Below are 14529 nucleotides of genomic sequence, written 5' to 3' on the forward strand. Positions count from 1 at the left end.
CTCCTGTGTAATGTTTTTTCTGCATGATATAATGGATAAGGATTGTGTCGGAAAGAGGAGGTTACAGGTTTGGACCCACGTATGCAACAAACCTTGGAATATCATCGAATGATTGAAAGTTTGATTGAGCTGGCTTCCTCCGAAACAGGAAAAACGGTTACCACTGAATTGCAACCTTCTACCTGTACAGAGGATGTTAGTCACATGCTTCAATCCACGGCGGAAGCAATGGATTTTCTCCGACTGGCGGGGAACCTCTCCTTTGAGTCGGTCAAAGAGATACGTCCTTCTCTACAGCGGGCCCGGATCGGCAGTGTATTGTCGGCAGTGGAACTACTGGATGTCGCTGGAACTGCTGCAGCCGAAAAAAGAGTCTCTTCCGCTTTCAAAAGATTGGAACCGGAAGATGCGCCCCTACCCATTCTTCGGGAGTTGGTGGGGCGTTTGGCGGAAACACGCGGATTGGCGGAATCCATTTTATCTTCCATTGATGAGGATGGGCAGGTCAAGGATGAAGCCAGTCCAGCGTTGAAGCGGATTCGGGGAAGTATCATTCAGCTTCAGGGACGAATCCGAAGTTCTTTGGAAGAAATTTTGCACCATTCCAAATATGTGAAGATGCTTCAAGAGTCCATTGTTACACAGCGAAATGATCGTTATGTGATTCCGGTCAAGCAGGAGTATCGAGGGGCCTTTGGAGGGATTGTCCACGACCAGTCGGCTTCGGGACAAACCCTGTTTATTGAACCGCAGTCCGTCGTGGATTTGAATAACCGCCTTCGGGAGCTTGAATTGGAAGAAGCAAGGGAAGTCGAAAGGATTCTCGGCGAGTTAACCGTACAGGTGGGCGAATCTGCGGAGGATGTAGAGAATAATCTATCCGTTTGCACCGAACTGGATGTCATCTTTGCAAAGGCCCGCTTGGGACGGAAACTGAAAGGAATTGTGCCCCGTTTAAATACAGATGGGTTGATTCGCCTCAAAGGAGCTCGCCATCCGCTGATTGATATGGAAGAAGTGGTTCCCATCGATGTGGAGCTGGGTGGAGCGTATCGTGCCATCGTGATTACGGGGCCCAACACAGGTGGAAAAACGGTTTCCTTAAAAACGGTGGGGCTGCTTACGCTGATGGCGCAGGCGGGACTTCCCATTCCGGCAGAGGAAGAAAGCACTGTGTCCGTATTTAGCGGGGTGTTTGCGGATATTGGGGATGAACAGAGTATTGAGCAAAACCTGAGTACCTTTTCTTCTCATTTGACCAATATTATTCATATTCTGCAACAGATCGATGCACGGAGTCTCGTTCTGATGGATGAACTGGGGGCAGGAACCGACCCTACGGAAGGTGCCGCTCTTGCCATTGCGATCCTGGAGAAAGTACTGGAACGCGGGTGTCGCTTGGTGGCCACCACCCATTATAACGAACTGAAGTTGTTTGCCAATAGCCGGGATGAAGTGATCAATGCCAGTGTGGAATTTAATGTGGAAACATTAAGTCCCACGTACCGCTTATTGATTGGCATCCCTGGCAGAAGTAATGCGTTTGAAATTGCAGAGCGCCTGGGACTTCCAAAAGAGATCATCCAGACGGCCCGTTCCCAAATTTCCAGTGAGGAAAATCGGTTGGAGGATATGATTGGTGCGCTGAGTGAGGATCAACGCCAGGCAGAGGAAGAGCGTCAAAAGGCAGAAGCGCTTCGAATGGAAGCGGAAGCCTTGCATCAGGAATTGAAACAGCAGTTAAAACGGTGGGAAAAGGAAAAAGAGCGGATACAGGAGTCGGCACGCAGAGAGGCAAAAAGCATTGTTTCCAGGGCCAAGCGCGAAGCCGAGGAAGTGATCCATCAGCTGCGTCAATGGGCCAAGGAGCGACCGGGATCATTAAAGGAACATAAGCTGATTGAAGCAAAAAAACGGCTTACCGATGTCGAACCGGAAACCAAGTGGGTTAAAGACGTGGAAAGTGAAGACCGTCCCCAGAAAGCGATTGCTGTCGGGGATGAAGTATGGGTGAAAACATTGAATCAAAAAGGCCAGGTCATCGCAGATTTGGGGAATGATGAGTTCCAGGTGGCGGTTGGCTTGATGAAAATGAAAGTGCCCCGCAACAGTTTGCAGTGGAAAGCATCTCCCCAGGTCCATTCGGAATCCGGCACCACCTCTTATCGACGTTTTTCCAGCAATGTACGGCCAGAGTTGGATCTCAGAGGAAAACTGGTAGAAGAGGCCATTCCGGAAATTGACAAGTATCTGGATGATGCATTGCTGGCCGGGTTTGACAATGTCTTCTTGATTCATGGAAAAGGAACCGGAGCACTGCGAAAGGGAGTACGAAAGTACCTGGACAATCATTCCCGTGTCCGTTCCTACCGCTCAGGCGGTCAAGGGGAAGGGGGACTCGGTGTAACGGTGGTGGAACTAAAATAAGGATCTCATAAAGGGGGAATCAAGAATGTTGGCGCGACTGGCACTGATTTTGGCCTCCATCGCACTTCTCTTCTTTATGATCGGCGCCGTCTGGTTTGCCCTGTATGCCACATAAATTTGACGGGGAGGGGATGGAATGGATTGGATTTTGGAACCATGGGGTGCAGGTTTGATTGTTTTTTTGGCGGGAATGCTTTTGATGACAGAATTGCTGGTGAAAGCAAAAGGACTTGCTGGATTGTCGGGAACCCTTTTGTTGGTCCTTTATATCTATTCCCGAAGCTTGGATGTTGATCCCTGGTCTGTTGGATTGCTTGTGATCGGTTTGATTCTGTTTATTATGGACGGAAAACTGATACAGGATGGAACATTGGCTGCAATTGGGCTATTGGCCAAGTTGGTCGGTTTGGTTCTTCCCACGGGAGATTTTTTGACCGGCAGTTTGGTGGCTGTCATGTGGATTCTGGGACTCTTGATTGGATTTTTTTCCTTAAAAGTCTTGCCACACAGAGACCTATGGAATAACATTATTCTTAAAAATGCTTTGACCCGTGAGACCGGATACAGTTCAGTGAATGCCAGATACCGTGAATTGATTGGCAAAAAGGGGACAGCCCTCACGGATTTTCGTCCTTCCGGAACGCTGGAAATTGATGGTGTGCGTTATAGTGGGATCAGTCAGGGAGTTTGGATGGAGAAGGGGACTTCGGTTCAAGTGGTTTCTGTAGATGGAACCCGGATTTTGGTTCAACCGTTGTCCATGGCAGATAAATCTCCAACGCAAGGAGAATAGTGCAAAAACACCATTTAAACCTCCAGCAATCGCTGGAGGTTTAGCAATATATGGTATCGAGGGTTGTCTATATCCTTGCGCGAATGTTAACCTGTATATTCTGTGGTTGTTGAACCGTGACGGACGGTCGTTTTTTCTGTGTGTGATCCCCTTCCGGTTTCTCTTCCCATTCTTCCCAGTAGTGGTGGTATAAATAAAGCCAGTTTGGTTGGAGAATGGTGATGGGAAAGGAAGGGGCAAAGAATGTGTAAGGTCTGACAAATGATTTCCAATGCAAGATCATCTCACCCGCTTCCATTTTATTTTATTCATAATATATGGGAGTCCTGGCTTGGTCTATTCTGCCAAAGGGCAAGTATGAGGAAATGTTGAACATGCATCGATGCATATATTTCGTTATACTAAATTTGCGTATATACGAATAAAAGGATCTTGAAAGAAAGGATGCCGAATACATGAAGGAACGACTGTGGACACGGGATTTTATATTGCTTGGAATCGTCAATCTGTTGATGTTTGGCAGCTTTTTCTTTTTGCTGCCAACCTTGCCTCTTTATGTGACAGAAGAGCTGGGTGGAAATGAAAACCAGGTGGGGTTGATTGCCGGTTCGTTTGCCATCGCTGCAATTGTCGTTCGTCCGTGGTCAGGAATGCTGCTTGACCAGCTGGGGCGACGGACATTTATGTTGGTTTCCCTGGGGCTGTTTGCTTTGGTGACTGCCGGTTACTATGTGACGGTTACGTTTATACTGTTGTTAGTGTTGCGCCTGATTCATGGAGCGGTCTTCGGGATGGCCTCCACAGCTTCCGGGACCGTGGCGGCTGATCTGGTGCCGGCTTCCCGTCGGGGAGAAGGTTTGGGTTACAATGGAACCTTTATTACCCTGGCCATGGTGGTGGGACCCACCATCGGGCTGAAATTGGCCGATTTCGGCTATTCCGCTCTGTTTGCGGGCAGTCTTTCAGCGGCTCTGTTGTGTTTGGTTTTAGCCTCATTGATTCGTTATCCCGGAAAGGCAAGATCCGGAAAACCCTACATTCGTTTCTCCTTGAATCAATGGACACATCTCATTGATAAGGGATCGATTCCCTTTGCCATGTCCGTCGTCGGTGCCGCCGTTATTTTTGGAGGAATCAGCGCGTTTATTTCGCTTTATGCGGTGGAGCTTGGACATCCGGAACTCGCTGGAGGGTATTTTTTTGTTTACGCTCTTGCTCTGGTCCTGTCCCGGATTTTTGCAGGGCGTATGAATGACACCAAAGGCTCTGACTATGTGGTGTATCCCGGCTTGCTTTTTTATGCCGCAGGTCTTGTCCTTCTGGGGCTGGCAGAGGGAATGTTTCTCTTTTACAGTGCCGCCGTCTTGATCGGTCTGGGTTATGGCAGTATCCAACCGTCCATCCAGGCAATCATTATCCAACAGGCTCCGGAAAAGCGCCGGGGAGCAGCGACGGCTACCTTCTTTATGGCCTTGGACCTGGGAATTGGGGTTGGCTCCTTCTTACTCGGCTTTGTCGCCCAATGGTTGGGTTATCGGGGGATGTTTTTCTTTTCTCTGTTGTTTGTTGTTTGGTCTGCCATTCAGTATGCATGGGCGAGGAAGAAGTCACGGGAAATGGAAAAAGCCCACTCCGGGGAGCGGGCCAGTTAGGGAAGATGGATCATACCGGGTCCATCGAGACTGCTGACAAAGGGAATAAGAGGGGGATTTCCGGTGAAGCATCCTTTTCCGACGACCCAGCGGAACCCCTGGAGGTTCCAACCGTTTAGCGGACAACCTCTTTTCCTTTTTGTCCGCTGGTTGGGACCGGAGGGGGTGAAGCGGACTCCTTCCACTTCTTCGCTGGAGGAAAGAGATGCGGAAACGGAAATTTCCCCTTCACCACTTTGTCATGAACCTCAATGGATCATTTATTCGATTCATCTTTTTTATTTCCAGCGTAGCCATTTGGGATAATGGTTTTTGATCAGTCCCCCGGAAACCTTGCCCCAACCGAGAGAAAAACCATCCACTGCCACCAGCATCCAGCCTTTTTCTCCATCATGGGGAAGAGAAGTACCTGTTGTAACAGTGTGGTTTGGCAACAAAAAACTCTTCTCTTTGAGGTTAGAGATCCATTTCGATTTGTTCATTCTTGCCCTTTAACTTGGACAAAAACTCCTTTTCCCGTTGCGGGGAAATCAGAATGTGACCTTTTTGATGAGTGATTTCCAATCGATGGCGGGAAAGAGCAGGACTGGAGAGGAGGCTTTTTGTCTTTATCACCCTTTGAATCTGATGATAAGGAATGTTCCAGCGGAAGGGTCCAGCTTTTATAATCAGTTCCTCCTCCGCAAATTTGTAATAGGTCCCTAACCAGATCCACAGCGTAAAGCTGTAAAATATCAAAAACAGGGCAATGGGAATGAGAGCTTCTTGTAAGGACATGATGGAAAAGAGTAAGTAAGCGGGAATGATCAAGAGTGGTCCCCAAGTCAACAAGGCAAAAGAGAAATCTTTTTTGCTGAAAAAGGTGTTCAAAATAAGTACCTCCTCATTAAATCAGGAATATCTCATCCAAACTATGACTGGAATTTAACTCTCTATTCTTCATTCGTTGCAGTCTTCCTTCTGTAACGGACACCTACGTATATAGGCGAGGAAGAAGTCACAGGAAATGGAAAAAGCCCACTCCGGGGAGCGGGCCAGTTAGGGAATATGGATCACTTATTCGATCGATCTTTTTTATTTCCAGCGCAGCCATTTGGGATAATGGTTTTTGATCAGCCCCCCGGAAACCTTGCCCCAACCGAGTGGGAAATTATCCACAGTCACCAACATCCAGCCTTTTTCTCCATCATGGGGAAGGGCTTGTCCCTGGAGATACTGTTGCAGTTCGATCTCATCAGGGGCGAACGAAATGCTTCGCTGTACCTGGTTGGGGGTAAGAGCCAAAGCAAAAGCATGGGAGGGTGCGAAATGTTTTCGTTTGGCCTGTCCCAGATGAAGACCGGGCCGTTCCACCACCAGCCCTTTCAGCGAAGGAAGATGTTCCGGTACCTGGTAGAGATGGTCGCCAAACAAGGTGAATGGACCTTGGAACGGGTCATGGGTCAGCGATGTCTCGATGAACTGGCGAAACACCTTTTTGGCGTCCCCATGGACTGGAGGAAGTTGCCCCGGCTTCTGTCGACTTCCTTCGGCTCCGTCCGTTTTTTCCAACACGGATACAAAATGTCCTTCTCCACACAGATGGTGGGGCCACAGGCGGGTGGCTCGACCGACGGAGGGATCTGCGTCTGCCCATTGTGGACAAGCCAGACGGTAATGGGAGGCTTGGGGAACGTCAACGGGCGTGAAATGGGGAAACCGTTTCAGAAACTGATCCAGGACCCCTTCATTTTCCCGTGGATTAAATGTGCATGTGGAATAGACGATCCGTCCGCCGGGACGTAACATGGGGGCAGCCGCTTCCAGAATGGATAACTGCAAATCTGCGGCTGCTTCCGTAGAGCGAACACTCCATCGCTCCTGGGTTTCAGGATCTTTGCGAAACATTCCTTCTCCAGAGCAGGGGGCGTCAATCAGGATGCGGTCAAACCAACCGGCAAACCGGGTGGAGAGGTGTTGTGGATGTTCCCCCAGAATGACGGCATGGCTCACCCCGCACCGTTCCAGATTTTCCACCAGGGCTTTTCTCCGCTCCTTGCTGATTTCATTGGCGACCAGAACACCGCGTCCGTCCATCTTCGCGGCAATCTGAGTCGTTTTTCCACCCGGTGCGGCGCAAAGATCCAGCACTCTTTCCCCCGGCTGGGGGTCGAGGGCTTCCACCGGAGCCATGGCACTGGGCTCCTGAATATAATAGAGGCCTGCGGCATGGTAAACATGTTTTCCGGGGCGATCCCGATCATGGTCATAGTAAAAACCGGTTGGGCACCATGGCACCGGTTCCAGCTCAAAAGGCAAACGGTGGACCCCTTCTGCAACGGACAGCTTCAGCGTGTTGATGCGCAGTGCCCGATGAGGGAGATCCTCATACGTTTCAATAAAAGCGGGATATTCCTTTCCTAACAGCTCTTTCATCTGTTGGTGATACGCTTCAGGAAGTTGATTCATCAGTTGCCTCCTTCAATCCGTTCCTTTGACCATCTCATTATTGTAGCAAATCCCGGTGACAAAGAAAAAGGCAATGGAGGGATGAATTGTGGAATCAAAAAACGTATAATATAAAGACAACCGTTTTTAGAGGTGATGGGATTGGAAAAGAACTACAAAGTCAGCATTGAATTCTGCATGGCCTGAAACTATGCACCCTATGCTGCCCGTGTGGCAGAAGAACTGTTTGATGCATTTCGCCATCAGATCACCGAAATGACTTTGATTCCCTCCAGTGGCGGCGTTTTTGAAGTGGCCGTCAATGGGAAAACGATCTATTCCAAAAAAGAAACGGGTCGCCATGCCGAAGAGGGCGAAGTACCCAAACGGATGAAAGCGGAAGTGGGCGAACCGAAGTGAAAACCGGGCGATTCCCCCGGTTTTTCCCAGCTTGAGCGGAGAGTTTCGTTGAATGCATGATGCTATTGAAATGAAACCGGGTGGAGCCTAGAGGAAGTACTTGACATGCCGGTTTTTGTTGAAAGCATAGTGCTATTGAAATGGTTCGCTGGTTACTGGTTCGCTAGTTTCTGGCTCGTTTTGTTGAAAGCATAATGTTATTCCCTCAGTAAAAAATCTGTGAACCTCCCAGGATTTTTGCATCATCTCCGGTTCACAGATTTTTAGTATTTTTGATATAATGAAAAAGCTTGGTAAAACTGAAGTTTACCCACAGGGTTTCGTTGTAGGCATAGTGCTATTGGAATATTGAAACAATATTGAAAAATGGGTATACAGTATTAAAAGGTGGTCTACGGTTTAATGAGAGTTGAAATGAAATTTCGCTTGGAAGAGGAGACATTGTTACCTTATGATCTAAACTATTCGATCAGCAGTTATCTTTATCGCTGTCTCCGGGAAGCGGATCCGGATTTGGCCGATTGGTTACATAATACGGGAGTCCATTTTCGCGGAAAAAACTATAAACCTTTTGTATTTTCACGGTGTACCTTTTCGTCCAAAGTGAATCAGAAGGACGCGATGAAAGTGAAGGGGAGACTCGCCTTTCAGGTGGATTCCATTCTGCCGAAGGTGATCCACCGAATGATGGAAGGGGCTTGGATGATCGGGCATTTACCCCTGTATGACAAATGTTTTCCCTTGCAGGAAATTCAACTGTTGCCCCCTGTTACCTTTCAACAAAAGATGATTTATCAAACCGTAAGCCCGATCGTGGTTCCGATTCAATCGGATGGGCACGTGGTGTATTGCCATCCGTTGGACAGCCGCTTTTATGACAGCTTGCGCTTTTCGCTGAAAAACTGGTACGTCCTTCGCTGGAATGAAGAATTTCCGGAGGATGAAGTACTTCACATCCAACTGTATCGACCGGAAAAATTCCAATTGAGAAAAGCGGCCGTTTTGATCCGTTACAAAAACAAAAACATTAAAGGCTATCAAGTGCCCGTCATCGTAGAGACCTCGAAAAAAATGCAGCAGGTCATTTATGAAAGTGGCCTGGGCTCCTATGGATCACAGGGATTTGGCATGGTTCAAACATGGAAAGAAGGAAAGGAATAGACCACACCTTTGACCCCATCGCTTTGTTGCCGGCATGGTGCTATTGAATTTCAACTGTATTCATGATCTCACGTGCCACGTTCATTTAGTTGAAAGCATGATGTTCACTTTATCTTCGGAATTGAAAAACGTCATGCACTTTAGTTTGATAAAAAGTCTGTGAACCTCCCAGGGATTTTGCATCATCTCCGGTTCACAGACTTTTGGTAGGTTTGCTATAATGAAAATGCTTGGTAACACTGGAGTTCACACACGGTTTTGTTGAATGCATGATGCTATTGAAATTTAATCCTGTTGCCTTTGTTCGTCGGTTATATGCATCGTTTCGTTGCAGGCATGGTGCTATTGAAATAGTTTGAAGGCCAAAGAGTTTGAGGACTGGGTAGAGTTTCGTTGAAAGTATAGTGCTATTGAAATTTACTCATATTGGGGAATGCGCCGTTATGCATTCCTCGTCTCGTTGCAAGCATGAAGTTTACTTTACCTTCGGGTTGGTTGATCAAATATCTAAAAAGCGTTAAGCACTTTAGCGCGATAAAAAGTATGTGAACCTCCCAGGGATTTTACATCATCTCCGGTTCACAGACTTTTGATATGTTTGCTATAATGAAAATGCTTGGTAGCACTGGAGTTCACATACGGGTTTCGTTGAATGCATAGTGCTATTGAAATGAATTCTACCTTTGAAGGGGACTTAACAAAGGCACGTTTCGTTGAATGCATATTGCTATTGAAATCAGCTGATATGTATTTCAAAATTTCACCTCCTCCGTTCTGTTTCGTTGAATGCATCGTGCTATGAAATTTTGTATAAAAACCAACCCCTTCCCAAGAGTTCTCTTGAGAAGGGGTTTTATTATGATCTATTCCGAACGGGTTTGTTCAGCGGCGCTTTTTCCGGCGACGTAGCCGGTGCAGGAGGCGGCGGTGATGTTGTAGCCGCCGGTGTAGCCATGGATGTCGAGGATTTCTCCGCAAAAGTAGAGTCCGTGCATCCGTTTGGATTGCATGGTTTGCGGGTGGATCTCTTTCATATGAACGCCACCGCCGGTGACAAAGGCTTTTTCCAGGGGGAGGGTACCGTTGACCTCGATCCGAAATTGTTTGGCTTGTTGCACGAGTTGGCGGATTTGCTCCCGTGAGACATGGGAGCCGGTGAGGTCTTCCGCCATGTGCGCCCGCTCAAACAGAACGGGAATCATGCGTTCCGGCAGGGTGGATTTCAGGACATTGCGCAAGGTTTTTCGGGGAGCGGCTTTGCCTTTTTTCCACCAGGTTTCTTCCAGTTGTCCAGCTTTATCATCGGGAAAGAGATCAATGGCGACGGGAACCGTTTGGGCATCGGTCTTTTTCAGGGCTTTGACCACAAACTGACTGCATCGAAGGGCGATGGGACCGGAAAGTCCAAAGTGGGTGAAGAGCATGTCCCCCCGATGTTCAATCATTTTTTTGCCTTTGGGATTAAATACACTCAGGGTAACATCGCGCAGGGACAGGCCTTGTAATACCTTTTCCTTGATCAAGGGTGCGGATGAGGTTAAAGGGACTTCCGTGGGAAACAGTTCGGTGATGGTGTGCCCGGCTTCCTCAGCCCATGGATATCCGTCACCCGTACTCCCTGTATGTGTTGCGGAGCTCCCTCCAACGGCAATGATGACCGCTGGAGCGTAATATTTCTTTCCCGTATGACATTCTACACCGATGACGCGTCCATCTTTATACAGCACCCGTTTGACAGGTGTGTTGACCCGGATATCGGTACCCACTTCTTTTACCTTGCGGATCAGGGCTTGCACGACGGACTTGGCCCGATCGGAAACGGGAAACATCCGCCCGTTGTCTTCCTCTTTCAGTTGAACCCCCAGATTTTCAAAGAACTGAGCCAAATCCCGATTGTTAAAAACGGAAAAGACGCTGTATAGAAATCGGCCATTCCCCGGAATGTGTTGAATCAATTCATCGATCGGTTTGATATTGGTTACATTGCATCGTCCACCGCCGGAAATGGCCAGTTTGCGACCCAGTTTGTCGCCCTTGTCCAGTAAAAGGACCTTGGCGTGATGCATTCCGGCCGATACACTGGCCATCAATCCTGCGGGGCCTCCACCGATGACTATGACATCATATTTCATAAAGAAAACGCTCCTTGTTGATCCATCGATTCAAACCTTTCTTATCATAACGCAAATGGAGAATCCCTTCATGCTTTTTCGTTCATTGGGAAATACTGAGATGGATGGAAGGTGGTGAGCCAATGGCGGATCAAAAGCGAGATGCGGACTGGAAACAGCGAAAAGTGGAAAAGTCCCTGGAGAAGAACACCAAGATTTTGGATGAGGTACTTGGTGTCGAGAAAAGCTTTGACATGAACAAGAGGGACTTAACCTATGCGGGCAAAAAATTTGCTCTTTATTTTGTGGATGGATTTGTGAAAGATGAGATCCTGAACCGGGTGATGATGTATCTGGGTCGCCTGGAACGCGGAGAGTTGGCACCCGACCCGATCAAAAAGCTGTTGGAGACCCATATCGGATACTTGGAAGTGGAGAAGGCAGATCGGTTGGAAGCGGTAGTGACGGGGGTGTTGTCCGGTCCGATCGCCCTTTTGATGGATGGGGAAGATCAGGTGATCATGATCGACGCGCGGACCTATCCCGCCCGTTTTCCGGAAGAGCCGGATGTGGAGCGGGTGGTTCGGGGTTCCCGCGACGGATTTGTGGAAACGATCATTTTTAACACGGCACTGACACGGCGGCGGTTGCGTGACCCCTCGCTTCGGTTTGAGTACCAGCAGATTGGTAAGCGGTCCAAAACGGATATTGCCATCGCTTATCTGGAGGATGTCGCCGATCCGGATTTAGTGGAAACGCTGAAGGACTCCCTCTCCAAAGTGGAGATCGATGGTCTTCCCATGGCGGAAAAAAGCTTGGAAGAGCATGTATTCCGAAGGAACTGGAATCCCTATCCCATGGTTCGGTATACGGAGCGCCCCGATGTAGCATCGGTCCATTTGTTGGAAGGGCATGTTCTGATTTATGTGGATACCTCTCCCAGTGTCATGATTACACCGACAACGTTTTTTCATCATGTTCAACATGCGGAAGAGTATCGGCAAAAGCCGGCAGTGGGGGCAGTACTGCGTTGGGTTCGGTTTTTTGCCATGTTTTCGTCGCTCTTTCTGCTTCCGTTATGGTATTTGGCAGTGATTCAGCCGGAAATATTTCCAAAGGCACTGGAGTTTATCGGACCGGATAAACCGGGGGAAATCCCCCTGTTTTTACAATTGATCTTTGCAGAAATTGGAGTGGAAACATTGCGAATGGCCTCGATTCACACTCCATCCCCTCTGGCTACAGCGATGGGGCTGATTGCGGCCATTCTGTTGGGAGAGACTGCTGTCAATGTGGGACTTTTCAGCGCAGAAGTTATTCTTTACCTGGCTGCGGCTGTGATTGGAACGTTTGCCACGCCCAGTTATGAACTGGGTTTGGCCAACCGGATATTTCGTGTGATCTTTTTAATACTGACAGCATTGTTTCAGGTTTGGGGACTCCTGTTTGGAGTGGTTGTCTGGTTTATTCTGTTGGCCACCACTCGCTCATTAAATGTTCCTTATCTCTGGCCGTTGATTCCCTTCAATCCCAAGGCGTTTCAGGATGTTCTGATCCGATCCCCGATGCCCCTTAAGACCAAACGGCCAAACGTTTTGTCTCCAGGTGATCCGGATCGCAGGCAAGGATAAAACCTAGATGAAACGGTAGGAATCCATGATTCAGCGTCGATTTCCCTGAGAATCGGCGTGATTTTTTTTCCGATAAGGTTCAAAAACCGTAGAAAGTTCGATAAAATGAAAAAAAAATCTTCATTCCTGAATTAGCCCTTATGAATGACCATTCATTCATAAGAAGGAGGGAGTCATATCATCATGGCAGTAAAAGAAAAGGCCTGGTATTCATGCTATCCGGAAGCAATCCCGAAAAGCTTAACCTATCCGGATCATCCGTTACCTTATTTTTTGGAACAGGCAGCCAAGGACTTTCCTGAGCGGGAAGCGCTTTACTTTCTCGGTAAGCGCTTAACCTACCAGGAGCTTTTGGATGATGTTTATCGGATGGCTCAGGTGCTGAAGGAGTTGGGTATCAAACAGGGTGATCGGGTTTCGATCATGTTGCCCAATTCCCCCCAGTCGGTGATCTCCTATTACGCCGTTTTGCTGATCGGGGGGATCGTGGTTCAGACCAACCCGATGTATAAGGAACGGGAGTTGGAACATCAGTTGAATGACTCCGGGACGGAAACGATTATCTGTCTGGATCTGGTTTATCAGCAAGTGGAAAAGATACGTGCCCGAACGCCCCTGAAGCGAATCATTGTAACCGGTATCAAAGATTACCTTCCTTTTCCCAAAAATCTTCTTTATCCGCTGAAGTTGAAAAAGGACGGAATTCATGTGGAGATTCCATATGGTGACGGTGTTTATGCTTTTTCTCAGCTAATGAAGAAAGCGCTTCCTCAACCGGTGAAATCCGAGATTTCTTCGATGGATGACATTGCCTTGATTCAATATACTGGGGGGACGACAGGATTTGCCAAAGGGGCGATGCTGACGCACCGGAATACCGTCGTCAATATCATTCAGTGCAATGCCTGGGTTCACAAAGCGAAATATGGGGAGGAAAAAATGCTCGCCTTGGTTCCCTTTTTCCATGTATACGGGATGACGGTGGCGATGAATTATGCCATATACAAAGCAGCGACCATCATTCTCTTACCAAAATTCAATACCAAGGAAACCTTGAAAGTGATTGATAAAGAACGGCCCACTCTCTTTCCCGGAGCACCTACGATGTATGTGGCTCTGCTCAACCATCCGGATACGCCGAAGTATGACCTTTCATCGATTCAAGCCTGTATCAGCGGGTCTGCTCCTCTTCCTCTTGTGGTTCAGGAGAAGTTTGAAAAGCTGACGGGAGGTCGGTTGGTTGAAGGATATGGACTGACGGAAAGTTCACCGGTTACTCATGCCAACCCGATTTGGGAAAAGCGGAAAAACGGCAGTATTGGTCTTCCCTGGCCGGATACGGACTGTCGGATTCTTGATCCAAACACAGGGGAAGAAGTTCCCCCAGGGGTTCCTGGAAAGCTTCAGGTCCGTGGGCCCCAAGTGATGAAAGGATACTGGAACCAGGAAAAGGAAACCGCCAGAGCATTGTCGGATGGCTGGTTGAACACAGGGGATATAGCCATGATGGATGATGAGGGATACTTTTATATCATGGATCGACAAAAGGATATGATTATTGCCGGTGGCTTCAATATCTATCCACGCGAAGTGGAAGAGGTGCTTTATGATCATCCCAAGGTGCAGGAGGCGGCAGTGATTGGAGTACCCGACCCATATCGCGGAGAAACAGTGAAAGCTTTTATTGTCTTAAAACCGGGTAAAACAACCACAGAGGAAGAATTGGATCGTTATTGCCGGGAAAAGTTAGCCAATTACAAGGTTCCGCGCAAGTATGAATTTCGGGAAGAGTTGCCAAAAACCACAGTGGGCAAAGTCCTAAAACGGGTACTTATTGAAGAGGAAAACAGAAAATCAGAAGGGATGGAAACGACGGGATAAAGCGTTGATGGCGATATTGTTTTATG

At 48.1% G+C, this 14529-nt stretch carries 11 protein-coding genes and 1 pseudogene; 8 read left to right on the forward strand and 4 right to left on the reverse strand.

From position 1 onward, the window contains the following. Positions 1-69 precede the first annotated feature (69 nt). From FN782_RS01020 to FN782_RS01035, 4 genes are all read left to right on the forward strand, one after another. Positions 70-2427, forward strand: a complete 2358-nt coding sequence (locus FN782_RS01020; protein WP_142503909.1) for an endonuclease MutS2 — start codon at positions 70-72, stop codon at positions 2425-2427. Positions 2428-2563: 136 nt separating this feature from the next. After that, the gene (locus FN782_RS01025) at positions 2564-3220 is read left to right on the forward strand and encodes an NfeD family protein (protein ID WP_142503910.1); all 657 of its coding nucleotides are present in this window, start codon (positions 2564-2566) and stop codon (positions 3218-3220) included. A gap of 455 nt (positions 3221-3675) precedes the next feature. Next, a complete protein-coding gene (locus FN782_RS01030; protein ID WP_142503911.1) occupies positions 3676-4872 on the forward strand; it encodes an MFS transporter in 1197 nt (398 codons plus the stop codon). Between the two features lie 63 nt (positions 4873-4935). Further along, entirely contained in the window at positions 4936-5178 is a 243-nt protein-coding gene (locus tag FN782_RS01035) for a hypothetical protein (RefSeq protein WP_142503912.1), read from the forward strand. Here the strand turns inward: FN782_RS01035 and FN782_RS01040 are convergent. From FN782_RS01040 to FN782_RS01050, 3 genes are all read right to left on the reverse strand, one after another. Further along, positions 5151-5309: a methyltransferase RsmF C-terminal domain-like protein gene (locus tag FN782_RS01040; RefSeq protein ID WP_246064803.1), complete on the reverse strand. Its 159-nt coding sequence runs from the start codon at positions 5307-5309 to the stop codon at positions 5151-5153. The two genes, FN782_RS01035 and FN782_RS01040, sit on opposite strands and share 28 nt — an antisense overlap. A gap of 19 nt (positions 5310-5328) precedes the next feature. Further along, positions 5329-5742 (reverse strand): PH domain-containing protein, encoded by a 414-nt coding sequence (locus FN782_RS01045; protein WP_142503914.1) that lies wholly within the window; start codon positions 5740-5742, stop codon positions 5329-5331. A 204-nt stretch (positions 5743-5946) separates the two neighbouring features. Next, a complete protein-coding gene (locus FN782_RS01050; protein WP_142503915.1) occupies positions 5947-7320 on the reverse strand; it encodes an RsmF rRNA methyltransferase first C-terminal domain-containing protein in 1374 nt (457 codons plus the stop codon). 198 nt (positions 7321-7518) lie between these two features. On the opposite strand from FN782_RS01050, the pseudogene FN782_RS01055 reads away from it, so the two are divergent. Continuing rightward, positions 7519-7719 (forward strand): annotated as a pseudogene (locus FN782_RS01055) (SelT/SelW/SelH family protein); the annotation flags it as partial. A 402-nt stretch (positions 7720-8121) separates the two neighbouring features. Beyond that, positions 8122-8880: a CRISPR-associated endoribonuclease Cas6 gene (cas6, locus tag FN782_RS01060; RefSeq protein ID WP_142503917.1), complete on the forward strand. Its 759-nt coding sequence runs from the start codon at positions 8122-8124 to the stop codon at positions 8878-8880. An 863-nt stretch (positions 8881-9743) separates the two neighbouring features. Here the strand turns inward: cas6 and FN782_RS01065 are convergent. Further along, positions 9744-11012 (reverse strand): BaiN/RdsA family NAD(P)/FAD-dependent oxidoreductase, encoded by a 1269-nt coding sequence (locus FN782_RS01065; protein WP_142503918.1) that lies wholly within the window; start codon positions 11010-11012, stop codon positions 9744-9746. 122 nt (positions 11013-11134) lie between these two features. Here FN782_RS01065 and FN782_RS01070 point away from each other — a divergent pair, with 122 nt between their 5' ends. Both FN782_RS01070 and FN782_RS01075 read left to right on the forward strand, forming a co-directional pair. Further along, entirely contained in the window at positions 11135-12622 is a 1488-nt protein-coding gene (locus FN782_RS01070) for a spore germination protein (protein WP_142503919.1), read from the forward strand. A gap of 183 nt (positions 12623-12805) precedes the next feature. Continuing rightward, entirely contained in the window at positions 12806-14503 is a 1698-nt protein-coding gene (locus FN782_RS01075; RefSeq protein WP_142503920.1) for a long-chain-fatty-acid--CoA ligase, read from the forward strand. Positions 14504-14529 lie beyond the last annotated feature (26 nt).

The organism is Melghirimyces algeriensis, from assembly GCF_900182565.1.
GTDB classification, from domain to species: Bacteria; Bacillota; Bacilli; order Thermoactinomycetales; family DSM-45169; genus Melghirimyces; species Melghirimyces algeriensis.

Bases quoted from the DNA above. Each gene is read 5' to 3' on its own strand.
- FN782_RS01070 (WP_142503919.1), top strand. From the start codon at position 11,135: ATGGCGGATCAAAAGCGAGATGCGGACTGGAAACAGCGAAAAGTGGAA.
- FN782_RS01065 (WP_142503918.1), bottom strand. From the start codon at position 11,012: ATGAAATATGATGTCATAGTCATCGGTGGAGGCCCCGCAGGATTGATG.
- FN782_RS01050 (WP_142503915.1), bottom strand. From the start codon at position 7,320: ATGAATCAACTTCCTGAAGCGTATCACCAACAGATGAAAGAGCTGTTA.
- FN782_RS01025 (WP_142503910.1), top strand. From the start codon at position 2,564: ATGGATTGGATTTTGGAACCATGGGGTGCAGGTTTGATTGTTTTTTTG.
- FN782_RS01030 (WP_142503911.1), top strand. From the start codon at position 3,676: ATGAAGGAACGACTGTGGACACGGGATTTTATATTGCTTGGAATCGTC.
- cas6 (WP_142503917.1), top strand. From the start codon at position 8,122: ATGAGAGTTGAAATGAAATTTCGCTTGGAAGAGGAGACATTGTTACCT.
- FN782_RS01075 (WP_142503920.1), top strand. From the start codon at position 12,806: ATGGCAGTAAAAGAAAAGGCCTGGTATTCATGCTATCCGGAAGCAATC.